We start from the raw sequence: 22,014 nt of genomic DNA on the forward strand, positions 1-22,014 counted from the left end.
ACTCACCTCAGGCGAACTCGCAGGTCACGCTGGCTTCACCGTCGAGCGTCGCATGCACGCGCTTGAGGCTTTCACCGGTGGCCATGGCATCGAGCAAGCGGTCGGCTACCAGCGGCAGCACGTGCTGGTCGAGCAAGTGGTCGATCAGGCGCGCACCGCTTTCGCTTTGCGTGCAACGCTCGGACAGGTGATCGACAAGGTTCTGGCACCAGCTGAAGTCCAGCTGGCGACGGTTCAGGCGCTCGCCCAGACGACCGAGTTTGATCTCGATCAGCTCGCGCAGCACCGGGCCGCCGACCGGGTAGTACGGCACCACTTTCATCCGCGCCAGCAGCGCCGGCTTGAAGTGTTTGCTGAGCACCGGGCGAATGGTTTCTTCCAGTACTTCGGCGGTCGGGCGCGCGCCGTCTTCGCAGAGGTCGCTGATCTTGTCGCTGCCCAGGTTCGAGGTCATCAGGATCAACGTGTTGCGGAAGTCGATCTCGCGCCCTTCGCCGTCGTTGGCCACGCCTTTGTCGAAGATTTGGTAGAACAGGTTGAGCACGTCCGGGTCGGCCTTCTCGACTTCATCGAGCAGCACCACCGAGTACGGCTTCTGGCGCACGGCTTCGGTGAGCATGCCGCCCTCGCCGTAACCGACGTAGCCTGGCGGTGCACCGATCAGGCGGGAAACGGTGTGCTTCTCCTGGAATTCGGACATGTTGATGGTGGTGATGAAACGGTCGCCGCCGTACAGCAGGTCGGCGAGTGCCAATGCGGTTTCGGTCTTGCCGACGCCGCTCGGGCCGACCAGCAGGAACACGCCGACCGGTGCGTCAGGCTTGTTAAGGCCGGCAGCAGTCGCGCGCATCGAGCGATCCAGTGCGTGGACGGCTTGTTCCTGACCACGAATGCGGGTGCGCAGGTCGGTGGCGAAGCTCGCGACTTTGGCGTTGTGTTCGCGGGCCAGTTGCGCCAGCGGCACGCCGGTCCAGGCGCTGATCACTTCAGCCACCAGACGTGGGCAGACTTCGAAGCTGACCAGACGCTCTTTGACCTGAGCAGCGGTCAGGGCGCTGTGGGTTTCGTTGAGTTGTGCTTCCAGCGCTTCGACGCTGAGGGCTTCGTCGACGTCGGCGGCGTGGGTTTCGATCACGGTGCCTTCGGCGTCTTCTTCAACTGTCACTGTCGGCTCGACCGCAGCCGCTTCACGGGCCTTGGCCAGTTGCTGACGCAGTTCCAGCAGGCGCTCGGCCAGTTGTTTCTGCTCGGTCCACAGGGTTTCCAGTGCGACCATTTCGGCTTCGGCTTCGTCCAGACGCGCTTCCAGTGCCTCCAGCGCTTCGTGGTCGATCAACAGACCGGCTTCGGCATCGCGGCGCAGGGCCTGACGCTGACGGCCACCTTCGGCCAGTTCGCCACGCAGGCGTTCCAGGCTTTCCGGGGCAGCGGCGAGGCTGATACGAACGCGGGCGCACGCGGTGTCAAGCACATCGACGGCCTTGTCCGGCAGTTGGCGGCCGGCCAGGTAACGGGCGGACAGCTCGGCTGCCGAAACCACCGCGTCATCGCGCAGGTAGATGCCGTGGCTCTTCTCGTAGACCTGCGCCAGACCACGCAGGATGGTCACCGCTTCGCTCACGGTCGGTTCGTGCAGTTGAACCGGCTGGAAACGACGGGCCAGCGCCGGGTCTTTCTCGAAGTATTTCTTGTACTCGGCCCAGGTGGTCGCGGCGATGGTGCGCAGTTCGCCGCGCGCCAGTGCCGGTTTCAGCAGGTTGGCCGCGTCGGAACCGCCGGCATTGCCGCCCGCGCCGATCAGGGTGTGGGCTTCGTCGATGAACAGGATGATCGGCTTCGGCGAGGATTTGACCTCGTCGATCACGCCTTTCAGACGACGCTCGAATTCACCTTTGACGCTGGCGCCGGCCTGCAACAGGCCCATGTCCAGCGACAGCAACTCGACGCCCTTGAGCACTTGCGGCACTTCACCGGCAGCGATGCGCGAGGCCAGGCCTTCGACGATGGCGGTTTTACCGACACCGGCTTCACCGACCACGATCGGGTTGTTCTTGCGACGACGGGCAAGGATGTCGACCATCTGGCGGATCGCGCCATCGCGGCACAGCACCGGGTCGAGTTTGCCGTCGCGGGCCTGTTGGGTCAGGTTGTGTGTGAAGCGCTCCAGCAACGATTCGCCTTGGGCGGCCGGTTTGCCGTTGGCCGCTGCCTGAGGCTGTTGCGACAGGGCAAATTCCTTCAGGCGATCGATGTTCAGTTTGGCGAGCAACGGCTGGTAGCGGCTACCGGCGTAACGCATCGGGTTGCGCAGCAGCGCGAGGATCAGCGCCGCGTCTTCGACCGAGGTCTGGCCCAGTTCAAGGTTGGCCACCAGCAGCGCGTCTTGCAGCCACTGCACCAGTTCCGGGGCGAACACCGGGTTGCGCGAAGCACTGTGCTCGACCCGCGATTGCAGGGCGGCGCTCAGTTCGCCAGCGTCAACGTCGGCATCCTGCAGCGCGCGGGAGAGCAGACCGTTCGGGCGCTCCAGCAGGCCGAGCAGCAAGTCTTCGACCAGAATCTTGCTGCCGCCACGGGCCACGCAGCGCTCGGCCGAACGCTCCAGATCGCGACGGGTTTCGGCGTCCAGCGCCTGGATGAGTTGTTGCAGGTCTACGTTGATCATGGCTCACGTCCTTAATGAATTTTGCTGCCCAGGGTCACCACGCCGTCTGCTTTTTCGCAGCCCAGCCAACTGGTCCACCCCAGGCGACAGTCGTTCTTCTCGCCAATGCGCAGTTCGCGGATTTCTTCCGGACGCAGCACCAGGCGAATGTCGTAATCGAGCGGGTCACGCAAGGTGAACCGCACCAGCGCGCAGAGCGGCTGGTAACCGAAACCGATGGGCAGGAATTCGTGGAATCGCTCCCAGTCGAGTTCGGTGATGTGAATGCGGAACTTGCCGCTGCGGTCGCGCACGTGTTCGCCCAGCACCAGGTCTTCACCCAGCACGCTGTTGGCGAAGCCGAGGCGGTTGCGCTGTTCTTCGAGGATTTCCACACGGCGCTCGATGCACTGCTCGATGACCAGGTCTTCGTGCTTGAAGTAGTAACGCAGCACCGCTTCGATCAGCGCCGCCGAGTGCGCCCGCAAACTGAGCAGGCCGAGGTACGGCAGCAAGCGTTTCCAGTTCAGTTCCTTGGCCTTGCGGATCTCGTCGCCGCCGAGGCCGATCAGGGCAAACAGCTGCGACGAGAACGGGTCGACCGCGCCGCTCTGGAAGCTCGCGCGATAGCGATACTTGCGCCAGATCGGCAGCATCAGCCGTTGCAGGCGATGGTGGAACAGGTCGAGGAAGTTGCGCGTCGGGTTGCCGTCTTCGCTGTCGCCCAGGGCTTGCTCGCCATAGAACGCCGGCAGCGGCGAGCCCGAGCCGACCAGGCCGATCAGGTTGAAACGCAGGCGCGCGCGCATCTGCCCGTGCTCTTCGAAAAACTCGACACGATCGACATCGCTGCGCGGAAAACCGAGGCTCGGGTTGGCCTGGAATTCCAGCTGGTCGTACAGGTCGTCTTCGCTCAGGTACGGGTGCGCATCGCGCAGCCGGTCGATCACCAGCAGCACGGCCTGAAACAGCGAGTACTCGCGTATTACCTTCGTCAGCCCGCTTAAAGCAGGGGCTGCAGGCCCATACGTGGTGTCCATTGGTACACCTCTCCCTGTGTGCTTTTTACCCGCAGCTCGTGGAATGAATTGAGACTGGCGTAAAGCGCGAAAAACTCGTTGAGAACCGAGGCGAAGACGAACAGGTCGCCCTCACCGATATACCCTTCCGGGTCGATGGTCAGTTCGGTGCGCAAACCGCGCACCGGCAGACCACGGTGCAACCGGTCCACGTGGTGATGCTTGATCAGTTTCAGTCCGCCGAGCAGGCGTTTGCTGACCTTCTCCGCGTGCTGGTCGTAGTAGCGCGGCAGGTCGTAGGTTTCGAGAATCACCTTCAGTGCATTGACGTCGGCCAGCGACAGATAGTTGAGCGACATGTTGCTGATCAGCTTCCACAGGAAGTCACGGTTCAGCGGCGGCGCAAAACTCGAAGTGGCCGGGGTGATGTTGCGGAAACTCAGGAACTCCGGGGTTTCTTCGCAGGCCATGCAGATCTGCCCGAGCTTGAGTTTGCGCGGCAGATTCTGGTTGGTGCAGACCAGTTCGATCGACAGGGTTTCGTGGGCTTCGGTGTGGCGGATGCCAAAGCTCAGGTAAGTGTCGAGGCCGTCGTGCAGCAGCGACGAACGCTGGCGGATGCTGTAATGCGGACGGCTGTTGGGTACGTCGAAACTCGGGTCGTGCTCGAAGGATTCGAACGGCACGTACTCCTGATAGCCGAGGCCGCCGGGCTTCCAGCCGGTCACGGTCTCCACCGAGAACACGCCGCAGTTTTCCAGATCGTATTCAGCCGGCAGCAGCAGGTACTCGTCCTGTTTGCCGTCGAGGCGGATCGGCAGTGCGTCGTGCTTGAACAGGTTGACGATCGGCGTGCAGAACAGCTTCACGTTATCCGTCGTCGGACGCATGCGCATGATGCCGCTCTTGCGGATGTCGAAGCGCAATTCCAGGCCGCGCATCTGCTTGAGCGTGTCTTCCGGCAGCGCCTTGAGGATGTCCAGACCGTGGACATCGACGAACAGGAACTTGTCCTGGAAAGCGAAGTATTCCTGCAGGTAGCGATAGCCGCGGAAGGTGTTCAGCGGATACGGGATCAACGCTTCTTCTTCGGCAAAACCCACTGGCTTGACGCGGTCGCCCGGAATCTTGAACGCCATCGGCTTGCCGCTCACGCCATCGATCGGCTTGCCGGCGCCGTCGAGCGGGATCAGTTCGATGCCGTCGAGATTGCGCAGCAGGCTCAGGTAGAGCATCTGGCTGATGTAGCGCTCGCCGGCAAAGTGCAGGCGCAGCTTGCTCAATTCCAGCTCGCCGAGGTGGCCGTCGGCACTCATCTCCAGGCGCAGGCTGAGCAGCGAACCGTCGCCCTTCACCGAATAGTTCAGCGCGGCCAGATCCAGCGCCATGACTTCGGTCGGGTAGCAGGTGCGGAAACGGCAACGCACGTCTTCGATCGGCACGCTCTCGATCGGCGTATCACGCTCGACCTTCAGCGCCGGCCCCGAACGCTTGAGCGGATCGAACTGCAGAATGCTGAACGCCGGCAGCGGGCGCATGTAGTTCGGCCACAGCAGCTGCATCAGGGAATGGCTGAGCTCCGGCAACTCGTCATCGAGCTTCTGGCGCAGCCGCCCGGTCAGAAACGCAAAGCCTTCCAGCAACCGCTCCACATCCGGATCCCGCCCGGCCTGCCCCAGGAACGGCGCCAACGCCGGACTACGCTCGGCGAAACGGCGGCCCAGTTGGCGCAGTGCGGTGAGTTCGCTTTGGTAGTAGTGGTTAAAGGACACGGGTTACCTGCCTGGTAGTGGAACTCATGGAATAACTGTCCTGCGGATTACGCTCGATGCCTGACCTGATCATTGGATGGCACTCTCAGGCTGGTTCGGCTGGATGCGTCCAGCGATGTTTCTTGATACCCAGCGCAATTCGATGACTTGAGAAGCGAGGATTGCCAGCAAGGTGACGCAACCTTGAGCCACTCCATAAAACAAGGCTCTCAATGGGTTGTCGGGGAGCATCCAAAGCAGGATGAAGCCCACCATAAGGCTCAGAATCACCAGTTTGGCAACGAGGCTTGGAATCAGCGCAGCAATAAAATTGACACCGAGAAAAATGTAAAACATCGCGTAGCTGGCAATACCGATGGCGACCCCACGGGTGGTGAACCCACCGTTCAGATGCTTGTAGGCATGTACTACTGCATTATTCAAAAACACGTAGGCCACACATCCGAAGGCATGGACAAACAGGCACATGGCGATACGGTAGTAGTTGCTCATGCTGGTCTCAGATTTCCGTACCACGATCCAAGGCCATGGATAGCTACAACAGCAGCCAAAACCGAGAGCGTTAGTGCGCGGTGAAGACGTGAATTTCGAGTCGCCCGATGTGAGGCAGTCAGGAGCAATAACAAGCTCAACAAGGCCAGGCAGCCAAACAGATCACTGTCAGCGACGAGCACCAGATAACTCTGAAAATCCATTACATCCATGGTCACCGCTCTCACTCTCTTCAGCCTTGCTGGTGCGTAAACCCTTCGCCATCAAACCCGGCAATCTCGGCAGCGCTCAAAAAACGCCTTCTGGCGCCATATCAAACACTTGCCTATCACCTACAACTTCTTTTGTTTATTTTTAGCTGTCCACTGACGGGGAACACTCCAAAATATTCCAACCTTCATAGCCAGTCGAAGTTGGATAAATCGCGTGACCATTAACCCACTGCGACCGTTCATCTGTTGTAAATTCGCTTTGCCACAGCAACCACTCAGACGACTTAAGCAACTCGCCCTTAACGTTATAGACTCTAAAAAACGCTTCACTCGTAAACAGCTTAACAAACTTTCCAGGCACACCAAAATCTGCATACTTGGGAACATATGAATTGATATAGCAAGTTTTTGATTCATTCCAGGTTGTGGAATAAACTTCCGCCGCAGCAGCAGCTCCCTGCTTGATGTAAAACCAAGCGCACAGAGGAACTCCCAACGCAATCAACACCAGCAATGGCATAAACGATATTTTTTTCATACTCACTTAGACCTAGAGCGGCTTTGGTACTCATCAAAATCGATAGGCCCGAGATGGATCATAAACGACACATCATAAAATTTAACCGTCGTATAAATCATCATATCTCCACCCTTTCCGTGTAACTGCCGATACTTATTAAAGTGCCCATTTGTCACTTTATAATAATCGACTCCACCTTTCTCAATCACCGCCGGCTCAGTAAAGTAGTCTATGGGGCCAGGTCGGATTACCCCCTCAGGTGACCAGTAACCCAACAACTGATCGTCTCCTGCATTGAGAAAATCGTAGGTATCTCGGACGTAAAGTCCAACCTGTTCAATCTCGATCGCTGGAAATCCATGATCGTTTTGGATTGTACGAAACCTGGTCGCTGCAACTTTTACAACAAAAGTCCCTAAAGCACCGTATACATCATCTAACGCATCCGTAGCCTTTTCCCAATCGGAGGCACCAAACCTAATCAAATTGAATTGCGATATATCCTCCAGCTCCATGGCGGTTTTATCACTAAAATCCAAATATGCGCTTTTCAACCTCTTGGATTTTACATCCAGCAAACCGAGTCGCTGGAGACGCGTCATCAATACAATCAGTCCTTTCGAAAGTTCATCAAACGAACCCTTTACCCTACCGACACTTCCGTTAAACTCTGAGGTCACCGAGAGCCCAGCGATATACTCATCAACTTTCGGCTTTACACGATCAGACCCGCTAAACAACCATTCAAAAGGTATGTCCGTTATAAGCTTTTCCGCAGTCAGCGTACTCGCAGAAACATCACCCTGCTTAACAGATTTTGACAACTCATAAGGCGCACCCGCGAACCATTTTCGCATGACGCGAGCCGCTACCGTCCAGCCCAGCTTATCCATGACTTTTGGAATTGAAGACAGCTGAAATACCTTCGCTTGAACTTTTTGACCCTCTTTATTTTCAGCTGGGGTCAGGGGGGCATTAACCGGTGCGGGCATGGAGTTAACCTCAGCAAATAGCGATTGAGTCTTGAGGCTCTAATAGCAAAGTAATTCCTTCAGAAATTGAGGAACCAATCATCGAAGTTTTGCCTGCACTATCCGTAACACCTGTTATTTCTTTTCCTGAGTCAGTTCGGATGGTGTATCCGCGATTCGCGATTGGCTCACCCGTTTCTGGGTCCGTCACAACAAAATGTTCGGTAAAGGGCCACTGAATTTCCACCGGCAACGGCGGCACAAACGGCGCCGGCGAATGCGAATTGCCGATAATCACCGTCCCGGATCCAGCCGTTACTTTATTGCCATGAGATCCAACCGAACCGACCGTGGCGGCCGGCTTGCCGTTGATCAGAACCGTGGTCGCCAGATCGCCGACCATCGCACCACCACACGCGGAGGCATCGCCTTCGCGGGCGGCCGCGAGGCCGTCGAAGAACACGTCGCCAGAACCGGCGGCGATCGGGTTGGTGCCGTGGCCGGGGAGCGGGCAAGCGGTGGGGTCGGATACGCGTGCTGCAGGTTTGCCAGACATCGGGGTTCTCCTTAGTTGACCTTCACTTGACCGCTGCCATCCAGGCGCGCGGCGAAACTGACCTGACGCTTGAAACCCTCGACTTCCAGCAGGCCTTCGATGCTGAAGGCCAGGCGAAGCTGGTCGTGGTCACGCGGCAGGGAAATGACACGCACGTTGCTCAGGCGCGGTTCGTAGGCTTCGATGAAGCTTTCGATGGCCAGGCGGGCCTGACTCAGGGAGTCGTGCAGGCTCAGGCGCATGTCATTGAGATCGGGCAACCCGTAGTCGGACAGCGTTTGCACGCTGCCGGCCCGGGTGCTGAGCATTTTGGCCAGATGGGCAGCCACCGACGCCATGGCCGAAGCCTCGAGGCTCCTGCCCTTGCGTAGTTCCGCGTCGCCGTTGAGGCGTTCGAAAAGGCTGCCGTATCCGTCCATGAGTCGCTCTTACTCTTTGTCCAGCTTGCCAACCAGCGACAGGGTGAAATCGGCACCCATGTACTTGAAGTGCGGGCGCACGTTCAGGCTGACGCGGTACCAACCCGGCTCGCCTTCAACGTCGCTGACGATCACTTGCGCAGCGCGCAGCGGACGACGGCCACGTACTTCGGCGCTCGGGTTTTCCTGGTCGGCCACGTACTGGCGGATCCACTTGTTCAGTTCCAGCTCGAGGTCGGTACGCTCTTTCCACGAACCGAGTTGCTCGCGCTGCAGCACTTTCAGGTAGTGAGCCAGGCGGTTGACGATCATCATGTACGGCAGTTGGGTGCCGAGCTTGTAGTTCAGCTCTGCAGCCTTGCCTTCTGCGCTGATGCCGAAGAACTTCGGCTTCTGCACCGAGCTGGCGGAGAAGAACGCCGCGTTGTCGGAGCCTTTACGCATGGTCAGGGAGATGAAGCCTTCCTCGGCCAATTCGTATTCACGACGGTCGGAAACCAGAACTTCGGTAGGAATCTTGGTTTCGATTTCGCCCATGCTTTCGAAGTGGTGCAGAGGCAGGTCTTCAACCGCGCCGCCGCTCTGCGGGCCGATGATGTTCGGGCACCAGCGGAATTTGGCGAAGCTGTCGGTCAGCTTGGTGCCGAACGCGTAAGCGGTGTTGCCCCACAGGTAGTGCTCGTGGCTGTTGGCAACGTTTTCCTTGTACACGAACGATTTGACCGGGTTTTCTTCCGGGTCGTACGGGTTACGCAGCAGGAAACGCGGAACGGTCAGGCCAACGTAGCGGGAGTCTTCCGAGGTACGGAAGCTCTGCCATTTGGTGAATTGCGGGCCTTCGAAGTGATCTTTCAGATCCTTCAGGTCCGGCAGACCGGTGAAGCTTTCCAGACCGAAGAATTTCGGGCCGGCAGCGGCGATGAACGGCGCATGGGACATGCAGGCTACGCTGGACACGTACTGCATCAGTTTCACGTCCGGCGAGCTTGGGGACAGGTAGTAGTTGGCGATGATCGCGCCAACCGGCTGACCACCGAACTGGCCGTATTCAGCGGTGTAGATGTGCTTGTACAGGCCCGACTGCATTACTTCCGGCGAATCTTCGAAGTCGTCCAGCAGGTCGTCCTTGGAGACGTTGAGGATTTCGATCTTGATGTTTTCGCGGAAGTTGGTGCGGTCGACCAGCAGTTGCAGGCCACGCCACGACGATTCCAGCGCCTGGAAGTCCGGGTGGTGCAGGATTTCGTCCATCTGACGGCTGAGCTTGGCATCGATCTCGGCGATCATGCGGTCAACCATGGCTTTCTTGACCGGCTCACCGTTGTTCTGCGGCTTGAGCAGCTCTTCGATGAACGCCGACACACCGCGCTTGGCGATGTCGTAGGCTTCGTCGTCCGGCGTCAGGCGGGTTTCGGCGATGATGCTGTCGAGGATGCTGTACTCGCCGTTTTCTGCGGCGTTCTGTTGTGCTGCGCTAGTGCTCATTGTGTTGGCTTCCTTGGCTGCTGGAGTCTCAAGCGTCCGGGGCTGCGGCGTTCAGGCCCAGCTCACCGAGTACGCGACCGCGGGATTCGTCGTCGGCGAGCACGCCTTCGATGGCTTTACGGAACGCAGGTGCGTTACCCAGCGGGCCTTTGAGGGCCACCAGCGCGTCGCGCAGTTCCATCAGTTTTTTCAGCTCAGGCACTTGCTCGACCAGGCTGGCCGGGTTGAAGTCCTTCATGGAGTTGACGCGCAGTTGCACAGCCAGCTCGTCGGCCTCGCCATCTTCCTGCAGACGGTTCGGCACGCTCAGCGTCAGACCCAGCTCTTGCTTGGCCAGCACTTCGTCGAAGGTCATCTTGTCGATGCTGATCGGCTTGCGATCCTCGATCTTGCGATCGTCCTTGCGGTGGGTGTAGTCACCGATTGCCAGCAGCTTCAGCGGCAGTTCAATCTCTTCCTGAGCACCGCCGGTGGCGGGTTTGAAGGTGACGTTGATGCGTTCCTTGGGGGCTACCGAGCCTTCTTTGGCCATGGCTTTTCTCCTTGCGGTTGTGGCCCTGGGGCCTATTCGAGTACCACTTCGAGATCGAGGTGGCACAGCCTGCGATAAATCTCTTCCTTGCGTTCACGTACGGCATGGTTCTGCGGTAACAACTCGCAGCAACTGTGCAGCAGGTGCAGCACTTCCAATGCAAGATCGGGCTCCCAGGCGTGCAGGCCTGAGTCCTGTAATGTCTGATCGAGGGTTTCGAGCTGGTTCTTGGCGAGTTCGTATTTCTTGGCCAGGAAGCACAGCCGCGCGAGGGCGAACTGCCAGAAGAAGCGCTCGCGCCCGCCGTGCGCCGATTGCAGGCCCTGCTTGAGGATCTGCACCGCCGGTTTGAGGCCTTCCTTGCGCAGGATCGGCTGGACTTCTTCCAAGGCCTTTTCCCAGGCTGGCTGGGTTTCGACGTTCTCGGTCTCGACCTTGCGCGGCGCGCTGGCGCTTTGCAGGTGCGGCATGACGTTGCCGGCGATCCACGCCCGGGTGGACGGATCGGCGAACGGCGCACCGTCATGGAAACGCAGCTCGATGATGCCGGGCAGGCGCTGAATCAAAAGCGCGAAGTGGATTTCCACTTCGCGCATGGCCAGCTCGGCGTTGAGGTTCTGGAGACATTCCCAGACCATCCTCTGGCCATCGAACCAGAACGGCGCCTTCGCCAGGCTCGCCTCCAGTTCCACCAGCAGGTCGGCGTATTTGCCCTGATCGAAACGGTCCTGATACTGCTTGAGCTTGTCGACCGGCAACCCGCGCAGCACGGTGATCTGCTCGGCGTTGCGTTCGGGCACCGCATCGATCGTCATCCACAGCAAGGTGCGGTTGAGGCGCAGCGCGCGCAGGTCGGTGGCTTTCTGCTTGAGCCACCAGGCGCACAACGGGCGGGCGCTTTCCTGCTGCGCGCGCAGGGCCTTGTGGGCCTCTTTCTCGTTGTCGATCGGCGCGCCGGGCGCCAGCAACTGGCTGGCGGCCTGCTTGACCTGCGCCACCGCCGCGCCCACCACGCCGGGTGCCGGCTGGTTATCGGCGGCGCGCTGGATCATGGTTTTCAGGCGGCGGGAGAGCGGCAACAGCAGCGGCGCATCATCGCCCAGATGCTCGGTGCAGGCGGCGTCGAGACCGGACAGGTGCTCGGACAGTTGCCGGAACATCGGCAGCTGTTCCTTGATCGCGATGTTCTCGGTGATCACCTGCTCAAGACGCGGCACCAGCCAGCCAATGGCGGCGGCCCGGGTGCGGGGTTTGAGCGGGTGAACCTCGGCCCAGTTGTTTTCCGACAAGTGGTGCAGCAAACCGAGGCCGGCCAGCAGGCCGGGGAAGGATTCACGCTGGTACAGCGACCAGGTCAGCCAGGCGCCGACACGCAAATCCTTGGATTGGGTACGCAGGAGGTTTTCGCTGTTTTCGCGAATTTTCAGCCAGTCGATCTGCCCGCTTTCGTGCATCGAAGAGGCTTTGGCCAGCTCGCTTTCCAGGGCCTCGAATTCGCTCGAGAAACGAACGTCTTCGCCCGCAAAATTCTCTTTGGAAACAGAGACTTTAGCGAGTTCGAGGTAATGGGCGGAAAGTTTGCTTGAGTAGGACATCCATGGCCTTTGTTTGGATTACGGTCGTGCGCCTATTGGAGTTGCAGCGGCGCGGGGACAGTATCGAAGAGCAGTGAGAAGACTCATCCAATTGAGTGTGTGCTCTTTCAAGTGGGCGCATCGTAATCACTATGATGGCCACTAGCAAGCATCTGATTAAACAACAAGACGAACTGTTCATTGGGCGCTGTAGGAGATCGCCCTATATGTGTCAGGGGTTTCCCTGATATCGGCTTATATCAACCGTGCCTTTCAAACCCCGGCGTAACCTGCGTCCCAGAGCGGCTGCCTGAAACCCGCCGACACCTCCTTGAACGCGCGTTCCAAAATACGGACGAAAGCATGACAACACTGGAAAGAAAATAAAGTAGGAATCTTCCGAAAACACATAGGCATCTTTAAACAAATCCCGGAGGACAACAGGTAACAATAAAAGTGCCATCAATTTGATGTCATCACACACTTCGCATACTTCACAAGACTTCTTTACCCGCACAATTGCAGGACTTCACGCAAGTCGCCGTCAATCCATCAAGCCTTCGCCCTGCTTAAGCACACACTTTCGATGTGGATTGTTCTGACAAATGTCGCGGACTGTTCTTACATCAATATATTTCATGCTGCGAACGTGCCTTTATATGGCCAGCCTCAGTCATCAATTGACGGCTTACCACTGATACGGACATTGGCATATGGATGAAAACAGACGGCCCATCAAAACCCGCTCGGCGGGCTGGGCGAGACGCTTCACGGATGAACTGGTCAAGCGGGACATCTCCCCCAACCAGATCTCCGTCATCAGCATGCTCTTCGCGCTGTTCGGCGCGGTGACCCTGAACATCGACAACGGCGTGGCCGGTTCAATCTTGTGCATCGTCGGCATTCAGTTGCGGCTGCTGTGCAATCTGTTCGACGGGATGGTGGCAATCGAAGGCGGCAAGCAGTCGGCCGTTGGCAGTCTGTACAACGAGTTTCCGGACCGGGTTGCCGACAGCCTGCTGATCGTCGGGCTGGGTTTTGCCATCGGCCAGTCCGATCTCGGCTGGTTTGCCGCATTGGCCGCTGCGCTGACGGCGTATGTCCGGGTGTTCGGCGGCGCTCTAGGGCTCACCCAGAGTTTCATGGGGCCGATGGCCAAGCAGCACCGGATGGCGGTGATGACCGTGGCGCTGCTGTTGAACGCGTTCGAAACCATTTACTACGCGACCCACTACGCTTTGCTGATCGCGCTGGTGATCATCGCTCTTGGCTCCGTTGCCACCTGCGTCACGCGCACCCTGGCCATCGCCAGACAACTGAAGGGGAATGCTCATGTGGATCAGTAATGCGCTGATTTCGGTGCTGCGTTTCTTGATCGGCGTGACCGCCCGCTGGGAAAGCCCGCCGGACCTCTCGCGCCAGCGCATCTACTACGCCAACCACACCAGTCATATGGATACCCTGGCGATCATCGCTGCACTGCCGCCGGAAGCCCGATTGAACGTGAAACCGGTGGCGGCCGCGGACTACTGGGGCAAGAACCGTTTTCTGTCGTACATCTCGCAGAAAGGCCTGAATGCGGTGCTGATCGAGCGCAATCCGGCACCGGGTACCAATGTGCTGGAGCCGATCTTCGATGTGGTGCGAGCCCGTCATTCGATCATCATTTTTCCTGAAGGGACGCGCTCCACTCAGCCGCTGCCGGGGGAGTTCAAGTCCGGGATCTTCCGTCTGGCCGAAACCTTTCCCGATGTCGATCTGGTGCCGATCTACCTGGAAAACCTGCATCGTTCGATGCCCAAGGGCAAACATGTGCCGCTGCCGATCATCTGCACGATCCGCATCGGCGACCCGCTGCAGAGAATTGCCGGTGAGGAGAAACAGGCGTTTCTGGATCGCGCGCGTGACGCCATCGTGAGGTTGTCGAAATGAGTCTGGAAACCAAGTTCCTGTGGTTCTTCGCGGCAATCGCTGCACTGCTGGCGGTGGCTTCGCTGATTGGCGGCGTACTGGCCAGACGCGCAAAGAGCGAAAGCTCGATCGCGACCATCGAAAACCTCAACCAGCGCGTGAACGCGTGGTGGGGGATGGTCATTATTTTCTTCGTGTCCTGGCTGCTCGGCCCAAACGCGACGGTAGTGTTGTTCGGCTTCATTTCGCTGTTTGCGCTGCGCGAGTTCATCACCCTGACACCCACCGCACGCGGTGACCATAACGCGCTGTTTTCGGCGTTTTTCATCCTGATCCCGCTGCAATACCTGCTGATCGGCACCCATTGGTATTCGATGTTCACCCTGCTGGTGCCGGTGTATGCGTTCCTGCTGCTGCCGGCGATTGCCGTGCTGAGCCAGGACACCGAGGGCTTTCTGGAGCGCACGGCGAAGATTCAGTGGGGCGTGATGATCTGTATCTACTGCATCAGCCATGCGCCGGCGCTGCTGTTGCTGGACCTGCAGGGTTTCCAGGGTCAGAACGCCCTGCTGCTGTTCTACCTGGTATTCGTGGTGCAGATGAGCGATGTGCTGCAGTACGTGTTCGGCAAGCTCTTCGGCAAACGCAAGGTCGCGCCGCTGGTGAGCCCATCGAAAACCGTGGAAGGGCTGGTTGGCGGCGGGTTGTCCGCCACGCTTATCGGCGGCTGCATGTTCTGGATGACACCGTTCAGCTTCTGGCAGTCGTTGCTGATGTCACTGGTCATCGTGGTGATGGGCTTCCTCGGCGGCCTGGTCATGTCGGCGATCAAACGCAGCCTGAGCGCCAAGGACTGGGGCACGATGATCAAGGGCCACGGCGGGATGCTCGACCGGATGGATTCGATCTGCTTCGCCGCGCCGATCTTCTTTCACCTGACCCGGTACTTCTTTTCGGCTTGATCAGGCGATTGCTTCACCAAGATAGAGTCGGTGTGTCTTCTCGATCTCATCGATCAATCGCGGTGCAACGCCTACTGATCCGGCAATCTCGCGCCAACGCTTAACGGCAGCGCAAACCTCTTGAATGATGGCCGGGGCGTCGATGCCCCGGATCTGTCGGGCAACGGCTTCGAGGTCCGCGAGCTCAAACCTGTCGCGCTTGCCATTGATAGTCATCTGGTGGGTCGCGACCCAGAAACTGCCAGGCTGATACGACCACGAAACATCATAGGCCGGGGAAAGAGACCAGGTGCCGGCTCGATCCATCAGGAAACTGGTGTTCTTGGTGTGGTCATCCTGATTACGCCCGACCACATTGAAAACCATGCGCCGAAAGTACTCTATTGCGTCGCTGCGCGAGAGTCCGAGCATTCGCATCACCCCGAATGCCTGCTCATAGGAGTAGCCGCCCGGCTGCTTATAGTCGGCATGATCCATGGCACACAGGGTCGCCATGTGGATCTTTTCCCCGTCATCGGTCCGATCAAAGCGCTTGGTCAGAAAGTGAGCACGCCCGCCCTCTTCCAATAATTCGCACGGGCTCATAGTGATGCCGGCGGCTTTGGCCATGAGCGAATATGCGTACTCCACACGTCCAAAACCCTGCGAATCGGCCAGGAAGTCAGTGTTTTTAGCAACGTCGAACTTCAGCAGCCAGTAGGAAAACCCCATTGGCGCCTTGACTTGCCCTGAACGGATCTCGCCAGCCGCGTTCATCGCGATAACGGCTTTGGCCCGCGCCCCGCCAGCGCTGGTGCCGACCTGAATCAAGCGCTGAAGTGCCTCGTCATCGACATCGGAATCGTGTTTTGCGAGGCGATCAGCCAAGCTTTCCCGTTGCGAGAGCACTTCGCTGGCAAGCTCTACCAGCGCATCAATCTGGACACTTTCACTGGCGTTTACAGAGCCAGTGAGGGCGGGCCGATACTCGAGCCCACCCATCCCGCGTGCACCCTGATACAGGATTCGCTCAACGGGAGTGAATGTCGTTTTGTCACGGCCCTCTTTAGCGAGCCAGGCGTCGATCAGTGCGTTACCGAAATCATCCGGCAGAGAGTCAGCCAGGATAGCCGGAAGGCCTTTGTAGGTTTCCCGATTCAGGCCGGGAAAGGCGTAAGTCTGATTCGCAGCCAAGGGCATATGGATAGGCGAGATTTCGATACCGGTTTTGACGAATTCAGGATCGTATTCGAACAAACCCAGCTGGCTGCCCTCATCCCAGAGCAGCCCCCCGACAAACCGGTCGAACAGATACACCTTTGCAGTAATCACCAATCAACCTCCTTTTTGACTTCGCTGCCGGACACAGAATCGCCTGCGCTCCCTGCCGACGCCTTGCCCACCGCTCGTGTGCCGGTTGCCCGAACGCGCTGCGTTCCGGCCATCTTGATCACTTGCAATGGGCTCGGTCGAACGGGCTCAACCAGTGAGGCCGCTCTTTCCAGCTCGCCAATGACACGCAGGACGGCCAGCAGATTCACCAGGGTGCCTTTGCCATGGAGAAGATTGATCAAGGTCTGGCGGCTGATGCCGGCTTCCCTGGCGACATGCTCCTGGCTGAGATTCTTCTTCAGGCGCAATTCCTGGAGCCGGGCACCAATGGCGCTGGCAATCGCATCGTCGGTCATTGCTTGGAGGCGCATAGTGTCTAAATCCCTGAAGCGAATGTGCAAATGACGAAGTGTGTGTATTCAATACCAGGCCATGCGGAAAAATCGACCTGAGCCACATCCAATGCCATCACTGCGTATGGAAATCTGGGCATTAATACAAAAATCGTCCTTTACGTCTCAATTTGAAGGCATTAGCTCGCAGCAGTACTCATCACACATGCAGACAGATTAACGCCCAGATAAATAGACAATAAATAGAAGAATGGCCGATAAGGTATAAATATCAAGACAAAAAACATTCAGAAAATCATGAAAGGCACAGAAACAACTCCGAGGTAGCCGGGAATCCTACAGACACAAAAAATGGGCACCCGACCGCAATCGGAGTGCCCATTTTTTCACTACGGCTCTCCCCGCTATTCAGGGAGTACGCCGCAATTATGGATTGACGCTGTCTTTCAACGATTTGCCTGGCTTGAACGCAACGGTGTTGCTGGCCTTGATCTTCACCGGTTCACCGGTTTGCGGGTTTTTGCCGGTGCGTGCACCGCGGTGGCGTTGCAGGAAGGTGCCGAAGCCCACCAGCGTGACGCTGTCCTTGCGGTGCAGGGCGCCGGTGATTTCTTCGAGAACGGCGTTGAGAACGCGGTTGGCCTGCTCTTTGGTCAGATCCGCTTTTTCAGCGATTGCAGCGGCGAGTTCTGGTTTACGCATTAGTGAAGCCCCTTTGACGGTTTTTTGTTGTTATGTCCGTGCTGTTCTCGTTGGAACAGCGCCCAAGGCGCCGCAGGCTCTACTCTGCGGCAGACGGGAGTGAGGATGGCACGCGGTTAAGGGCGGCGCCAGTCTCCCCGCGACCTTTGTGGGGGCAAAAGCGGGGTGATTCCGACAGAACGACCGGTATTTACGCCAGCAAGGCCGGAAGCTGTTTGTTCAGTGCGAGTTTTTCCATCACCGCCGCGCCGGTCAGGGCGTAACCGAGCAATTGCCCGTCTGCGTCGTGGCACAGCACCTTGATGTCGGCGCCCTGCCCTTCGACCGTCCAGACACCCTCGCGGCCCCGTGGCGGCGGGGAAACCACCAGCGGGCAGACCGGGGTTTTCACGGTGATCGGCATCGGTCCGTAGTTCACCACGGTCGGGTTGCCGGCTAGGGTCTGTGCCAGCGCTCGCGCACAACTCATGAGGGGCATGACGTACAGAAGATTCAGCCCGTCGACCTCGGCGCAGTCGCCCAGGGCGTAGATGTTGGCGTGAGAGGTTTGCAGATGACGGTCGACCACCACGCCGCGATTGGTCTGGATGCCGGCTGCCGCCGCCAGATCGATCCGCGGGCGCAGGCCGATGGCCGAGACCACCACATCGCAAGGAACAATTTGACCGTCGGACAGGTGTGCTTCCAGCCCGTCAGCGACTTTTTGCAGACGGGTCAGCACCGGGCCGAGGTGGAAACGCGCACCGAGGCTTTCCAGCCCGGCCTGCACCGCAGCCGCAGCGGCCGGGTGCAGCAGGGTCGGCATCACCTGCTCGCAGGGTGCAACCAGTTGCACCTCGTAGCCGCCCAGAATCAAGTCATTGGCGAACTCGCAGCCGATCAGCCCGGCGCCGAGCAGCAACACCCGGCGCTTGCCGGCCGCTGCGGCGCGAAAGCGCGCGTAGTCTTCGAGATCGTTGATCGGGAACACCAGATCCCCGCCATCGCCTTCGATCGGCACGCGCACGGTTTCGGCGCCCCAGGCGAGGATCAGGTCGCGATAGCTCACCGCTTCCTCGCCGATCCACAACCGCTTGTGGCCCGGATCGATGCCGCTGATGCGGGTGTGGGTGCGGATTTCGGCCTTCAACTGCTCGGCCATGGCACCCGGTTCGGCCATGCTCAGGCCGTCGGCGTCCTTGTTCTTGCCGAAGCCGGTGGACAGCATCGGTTTGGAGTAGGAGCGACCGTCATCGGCGGTAATCAGCAGCAACGGGGTTTCGCCATCGAGTTTGCGAAACTCGCGGGCCAGGTTGTAACCCGCCAGCCCGGTGCCAATGATTACGACAGGTGCGCTCATGCCCTACTCCTCAGTGTTTTCTCAGTTGATTTCGATCATTTCGAAGTCCATCTTGCCGACGCCGCAGTCCGGGCACAGCCAGTCTTCCGGCACGTCCTGCCAAAGGGTGCCCGGCGCAATGCCGTCATCCGGCCAGCCGTCGGCTTCGTTGTAAATCAGGCCGCAGACCACACATTGCCACTTTTTCATTCAGGTACTTCCTCAGGATTCAGGCTTTAGCCGGCGCGGACGGTCGATGGTGCAGCGCTGCCGTCCGGCTCAGGGCGTTTTGTACTGATCGGGCCGGGCAGATGCAAGCCTGTTCGGCGCAGCGGCGACCCGGATCAATCAAAATCGCGGCTCGCCATGGTAAGCTCGCCGCCTCATTTGCTGCCAATAATGACTCATTGTGCAACACACAAACGCTCCGCTGTGGCGCCCGCAAAGCGAACTGACACCCCTCCCCGACGCATCCACGCTCGACTGGCTGTTCGACGAAGGCTCCCTGACCCGCCGACTGACGCGCCTGTCCAATGACGGCTTCAGCGTGACGCCGCTGTTCGAAGGCTGGCAGACCCTGCGTGACGACGAATGCGCCGCGCTGGATCTGGCCGAAGGCAGCGAAGGCTGGGTACGCGAGGTGTATCTGCGCGGGCATGGCGAGGCCTGGGTGTTCGCCCGCAGCGTGGCGTCGCGCAGTGCCTTGCAGGGCGATGGCTTGCACATGGATGAATTGGGTAGCCGCTCGCTGGGCGAACTGCTGTTCTGCGATCACGCCTTCCAGCGTCGCGCCATCGAAGTCTGCCATTACCCGGAACATTGGCTGCCCGAAGATTCCCGGGCTCCTGGCCTGTGGGGGCGGCGTTCGCGTTTCGACCGTGGCGCATTGAGCGTACTGGTGGCGGAGATTTTCCTGCCTACGCTGTGGGAAGCCGTCCGCGCCCGTCCGGAGAACTGCTGATGTACCAAAGCCTGCTCAAATCCCTGAATCGCTTGAACCCGCGCGCCTGGGACTTCATCCAGCTGACCCGGATGGACAAGCCGATCGGCATTTACCTGCTGCTGTGGCCGACGCTCTGGGCCCTGTGGATTGCCGGTAAAGGCTCGCCATCGCTGGCCAATATCGTGATTTTCGTCCTCGGCGTGGTGCTGACCCGTGCCGGCGGCTGCGTCATCAACGACTGGGCCGACCGCAAGGTCGACGGCCACGTCAAACGCACTGCGCAGCGGCCTATTGCTGCCGGCAGGATCAGCTCGAAAGAGGCGCTGGTGTTCTTCGCGCTGCTGATGGGCGTGAGTTTCCTGCTGGTGCTGTGCACCAATGCGGCGACGATCTGGCTGTCGCTGGGCGGTCTGGCGCTGGCGTTCACCTATCCATTCATGAAGCGCTACACCTACTACCCGCAAGTGGTACTGGGCGCGGCGTTCTCCTGGGGGATGCCGATGGCGTTCACCGCCGAAACCGGTGAGTTGCCGGCAACGGCCTGGCTGCTGTGGATCGCCAACCTGTTGTGGACGGTGGGCTACGACACCTATTACGCGATGACCGACCGCGACGATGACCTGAAGATCGGCGTGAAATCCACGGCGATCCTGTTCGGCGAAGCGGACCGGGTGATCATCCTGACCTTGCAGGTACTGTCGCTGGGCTGCCTGGTGCTGGCGGGGTCGAAATTCGAGCTGGGGATCTGGTTCCACCTCGGCCTGCTGGTGGCGGCCGGGTGCTACGCCTGGGAATTCTGGTACACCCGCGACCGCGACCGGATGCGTTGCTTCAAGGCGTTCCTGCACAACCACTGGGCCGGGCTGGCGATTTTCGTCGGGATCGTGCTGGATTACGCGTTGCGCTGATTCACAAAACCTGTGGGAGCGAGCTTGCTCGCGAAAGCGTTGGGTCAGTTGCCACATAGGCTGACTGCAAAGACGCCTTCGCGAGCAAGCTCGCTCCCACAAGGGATTTGCGTTTATTTGTGCTCGTGAACCACGTGCCACACGTCCTTCATCTTGTCGCCGGTCATATCGCCCGGCTTGGCATCTTTCACGAAGGTGTACAGCGGTTTGCCGTCGTAGGCGTACTGCATCATGCCGTCATCACGTTTGATGACCGTCCATTTACCTTCAGCCTTGGCATCTGCCGGCGCCATCAACGGCGGCCAGTTCTTGGCGCAATCGCCGTTGCACATCGACTTGCCGCCACTGTCCTTGTCGAACGTGTAAAGCGTCATGCCCTTGTGGTCGACCATCATTCCGTCTTTCATCATGGCCGGCTCGGCCGCCATCGCCAGTCCAGGCAGAGTCAGGGCGGCAGCCATCAGCAAAGCCTTAAAGGAAGCAGTCATTTGTGTCATGGAAACCTTCTCTTGTGGTTGTCAGGATTCGGACTTAGAGCTTAGTTCAGGATTTGTACAATCGCCGCCGGACTAAAATACTGTCACACGACTGCAATAATTCCGTTATCTAATGCGGCGCAAGACAGTTAAATGACAAGAGGATTAAGGCATGGTTGGCAGGAGCATTCTGATCGTCGACGACGAAGCGCCCATTCGCGAAATGATCGCCGTTGCGTTGGAAATGGCCGGCTATGACTGCCTCGAGGCAGAGAACTCGCAGCAGGCCCACGCCATCATCGTCGACCGCAAGCCGGACCTGATCCTGCTCGACTGGATGCTGCCCGGCACCTCCGGCATCGAGCTGGCCCGCCGCCTCAAGCGTGACGAGCTGACCGGGGACATCCCGATCATCATGCTCACCGCCAAGGGCGAAGAGGACAACAAGATCCAGGGTCTGGAAGTCGGCGCCGACGACTACATCACCAAACCGTTTTCCCCACGCGAACTGGTGGCACGCCTCAAGGCTGTGCTGCGTCGCGCCGGCCCGACCGATGGCGAAGCGCCGATCGAAGTCGGCGGCCTGCTGCTCGACCCGATCAGCCACCGCGTGACCATCGACGGCAAACCTGCCGAGATGGGCCCGACCGAATACCGTCTGCTGCAATTCTTCATGACCCACCAGGAGCGCGCCTACACCCGTGGCCAATTGCTGGACCAGGTCTGGGGTGGCAACGTCTATGTTGAAGAGCGCACCGTCGACGTGCACATCCGGCGCCTGCGCAAGGCCCTCGGCGATGCCTACGAAAATCTGGTACAAACCGTGCGCGGCACCGGCTACCGGTTCTCCACCAAAGCCTGAGCCGAGCGCCAGCCCCGTAGACAAGGACCGCATTTTCCGTGAACCAAAACTGGCATGGCACCCTGATTCGCC

23 protein-coding genes are annotated in these 22,014 nt (G+C 59.2%); 6 read left to right on the forward strand and 17 right to left on the reverse strand.

All coding sequences use genetic code 11. From position 1 onward, the window contains the following. Positions 1 to 7: 7 nt before the first annotated feature. The 11 genes from tssH to tssA all read right to left on the reverse strand — a co-directional run bounded on the left by tssH (position 8) and on the right by tssA (position 12,217). Positions 8 to 2,665, reverse strand: coding sequence for a type VI secretion system ATPase TssH (gene tssH, locus LOY31_RS28715; RefSeq protein WP_258712625.1), 2,658 nt, complete (start codon positions 2,663 to 2,665; stop codon positions 8 to 10). 11 nt (positions 2,666 to 2,676) lie between these two features. Beyond that, positions 2,677 to 3,684: a type VI secretion system baseplate subunit TssG gene (gene tssG, locus LOY31_RS28720; protein WP_007954381.1), complete on the reverse strand. Its 1,008-nt coding sequence runs from the start codon at positions 3,682 to 3,684 to the stop codon at positions 2,677 to 2,679. After that, positions 3,648 to 5,435 carry a type VI secretion system baseplate subunit TssF gene (tssF, locus tag LOY31_RS28725; protein ID WP_258712626.1) on the reverse strand — a complete coding sequence of 596 codons (1,788 nt, stop codon included), beginning with the start codon at positions 5,433 to 5,435 and terminating at the stop codon, positions 3,648 to 3,650. The genes tssG and tssF overlap by 37 nt, the downstream gene beginning before the upstream one ends. 69 nt (positions 5,436 to 5,504) lie before the next feature. Further along, positions 5,505 to 5,927 (reverse strand): hypothetical protein, encoded by a 423-nt coding sequence (locus tag LOY31_RS28730; RefSeq protein WP_085606169.1) that lies wholly within the window; start codon positions 5,925 to 5,927, stop codon positions 5,505 to 5,507. Between the two features lie 354 nt (positions 5,928 to 6,281). Then, positions 6,282 to 6,659 carry a hypothetical protein gene (locus tag LOY31_RS28735; protein WP_256579547.1) on the reverse strand — a complete coding sequence of 126 codons (378 nt, stop codon included), beginning with the start codon at positions 6,657 to 6,659 and terminating at the stop codon, positions 6,282 to 6,284. Between the two features lie 20 nt (positions 6,660 to 6,679). Next, a complete protein-coding gene (locus LOY31_RS28740; RefSeq protein ID WP_139834481.1) occupies positions 6,680 to 7,651 on the reverse strand; it encodes a DUF6402 family protein in 972 nt (323 codons plus the stop codon). A 10-nt stretch (positions 7,652 to 7,661) separates the two neighbouring features. Further along, the gene (locus LOY31_RS28745) at positions 7,662 to 8,186 is read right to left on the reverse strand and encodes a PAAR domain-containing protein (protein WP_221534022.1); all 525 of its coding nucleotides are present in this window, start codon (positions 8,184 to 8,186) and stop codon (positions 7,662 to 7,664) included. Positions 8,187 to 8,197: 11 nt separating this feature from the next. Beyond that, on the reverse strand, positions 8,198 to 8,605 hold the full coding sequence (gene tssE / locus LOY31_RS28750; RefSeq protein ID WP_007954373.1) for a type VI secretion system baseplate subunit TssE: 408 nt from the start codon (positions 8,603 to 8,605) through the stop codon (positions 8,198 to 8,200). Between the two features lie 9 nt (positions 8,606 to 8,614). Continuing rightward, complete coding sequence (tssC, locus tag LOY31_RS28755) at positions 8,615 to 10,090, reverse strand: type VI secretion system contractile sheath large subunit (protein ID WP_007954371.1); 1,476 nt, start codon at positions 10,088 to 10,090, stop codon at positions 8,615 to 8,617. A 28-nt stretch (positions 10,091 to 10,118) separates the two neighbouring features. Beyond that, positions 10,119 to 10,622, reverse strand: a complete 504-nt coding sequence (gene tssB, locus LOY31_RS28760) for a type VI secretion system contractile sheath small subunit (protein ID WP_003229587.1) — start codon at positions 10,620 to 10,622, stop codon at positions 10,119 to 10,121. 32 nt (positions 10,623 to 10,654) lie between these two features. Then, the gene (gene tssA / locus LOY31_RS28765; protein ID WP_007954369.1) at positions 10,655 to 12,217 is read right to left on the reverse strand and encodes a type VI secretion system protein TssA; all 1,563 of its coding nucleotides are present in this window, start codon (positions 12,215 to 12,217) and stop codon (positions 10,655 to 10,657) included. Between the two features lie 692 nt (positions 12,218 to 12,909). Here tssA and LOY31_RS28770 point away from each other — a divergent pair. Genes LOY31_RS28770 through LOY31_RS28780 form a run of 3 tightly spaced genes read left to right on the forward strand, consistent with a single transcriptional unit; the run spans position 12,910 to position 15,069 of the window. Further along, on the forward strand, positions 12,910 to 13,542 hold the full coding sequence (locus LOY31_RS28770; protein ID WP_221534021.1) for a CDP-alcohol phosphatidyltransferase family protein: 633 nt from the start codon (positions 12,910 to 12,912) through the stop codon (positions 13,540 to 13,542). Then, a complete protein-coding gene (locus LOY31_RS28775) occupies positions 13,529 to 14,128 on the forward strand; it encodes a 1-acyl-sn-glycerol-3-phosphate acyltransferase (RefSeq protein ID WP_258712627.1) in 600 nt (199 codons plus the stop codon). Before LOY31_RS28770 ends, LOY31_RS28775 begins: the two co-directional genes overlap by 14 nt. Beyond that, complete coding sequence (locus tag LOY31_RS28780; RefSeq protein ID WP_085606186.1) at positions 14,125 to 15,069, forward strand: phosphatidate cytidylyltransferase; 945 nt, start codon at positions 14,125 to 14,127, stop codon at positions 15,067 to 15,069. The genes LOY31_RS28775 and LOY31_RS28780 overlap by 4 nt, the downstream gene beginning before the upstream one ends. Here the strand turns inward: LOY31_RS28780 and LOY31_RS28785 are convergent, their stop codons facing one another. The 5 genes from LOY31_RS28785 to LOY31_RS28805 all read right to left on the reverse strand — a co-directional run bounded on the left by LOY31_RS28785 (position 15,070) and on the right by LOY31_RS28805 (position 18,963). Further along, on the reverse strand, positions 15,070 to 16,377 hold the full coding sequence (locus tag LOY31_RS28785) for a type II toxin-antitoxin system HipA family toxin (RefSeq protein WP_085606465.1): 1,308 nt from the start codon (positions 16,375 to 16,377) through the stop codon (positions 15,070 to 15,072). Beyond that, positions 16,377 to 16,751 carry a helix-turn-helix transcriptional regulator gene (locus LOY31_RS28790; RefSeq protein ID WP_127800679.1) on the reverse strand — a complete coding sequence of 125 codons (375 nt, stop codon included), beginning with the start codon at positions 16,749 to 16,751 and terminating at the stop codon, positions 16,377 to 16,379. Before LOY31_RS28790 ends, LOY31_RS28785 begins: the two co-directional genes overlap by 1 nt. Before the next feature lie 408 nt (positions 16,752 to 17,159). Next, a complete protein-coding gene (locus LOY31_RS28795) occupies positions 17,160 to 17,435 on the reverse strand; it encodes an HU family DNA-binding protein (RefSeq protein WP_003213368.1) in 276 nt (91 codons plus the stop codon). 190 nt (positions 17,436 to 17,625) lie between these two features. Continuing rightward, positions 17,626 to 18,774 carry an NAD(P)/FAD-dependent oxidoreductase gene (locus LOY31_RS28800; protein WP_258712628.1) on the reverse strand — a complete coding sequence of 383 codons (1,149 nt, stop codon included), beginning with the start codon at positions 18,772 to 18,774 and terminating at the stop codon, positions 17,626 to 17,628. A gap of 21 nt (positions 18,775 to 18,795) precedes the next feature. Beyond that, positions 18,796 to 18,963: a rubredoxin gene (locus LOY31_RS28805; RefSeq protein WP_007954349.1), complete on the reverse strand. Its 168-nt coding sequence runs from the start codon at positions 18,961 to 18,963 to the stop codon at positions 18,796 to 18,798. Positions 18,964 to 19,162: 199 nt separating this feature from the next. On the opposite strand from LOY31_RS28805, the gene LOY31_RS28810 reads away from it, so the two are divergent. Together LOY31_RS28810 and ubiA are read left to right on the forward strand one after the other, a co-directional pair. Further along, a complete protein-coding gene (locus LOY31_RS28810; protein WP_258712629.1) occupies positions 19,163 to 19,714 on the forward strand; it encodes a chorismate lyase in 552 nt (183 codons plus the stop codon). After that, entirely contained in the window at positions 19,714 to 20,604 is an 891-nt protein-coding gene (ubiA, locus tag LOY31_RS28815; protein ID WP_258712630.1) for a 4-hydroxybenzoate octaprenyltransferase, read from the forward strand. Before LOY31_RS28810 ends, ubiA begins: the two co-directional genes overlap by 1 nt. 113 nt (positions 20,605 to 20,717) lie before the next feature. Here the strand turns inward: ubiA and LOY31_RS28820 are convergent, their stop codons facing one another. Further along, positions 20,718 to 21,101: a hypothetical protein gene (locus tag LOY31_RS28820; protein ID WP_007954346.1), complete on the reverse strand. Its 384-nt coding sequence runs from the start codon at positions 21,099 to 21,101 to the stop codon at positions 20,718 to 20,720. A 151-nt stretch (positions 21,102 to 21,252) separates the two neighbouring features. Here LOY31_RS28820 and phoB point away from each other — a divergent pair, with 151 nt between their 5' ends. Beyond that, a complete protein-coding gene (gene phoB, locus LOY31_RS28825) occupies positions 21,253 to 21,942 on the forward strand; it encodes a phosphate regulon transcriptional regulator PhoB (protein WP_007896474.1) in 690 nt (229 codons plus the stop codon). The last annotated feature ends 72 nt before the right edge of the window (positions 21,943 to 22,014 follow it).

This window comes from Pseudomonas sp. B21-021, from assembly GCF_024749205.1.
In the GTDB taxonomy this organism is placed as follows: domain Bacteria; phylum Pseudomonadota; class Gammaproteobacteria; order Pseudomonadales; family Pseudomonadaceae; genus Aquipseudomonas; species Aquipseudomonas paraglycinae.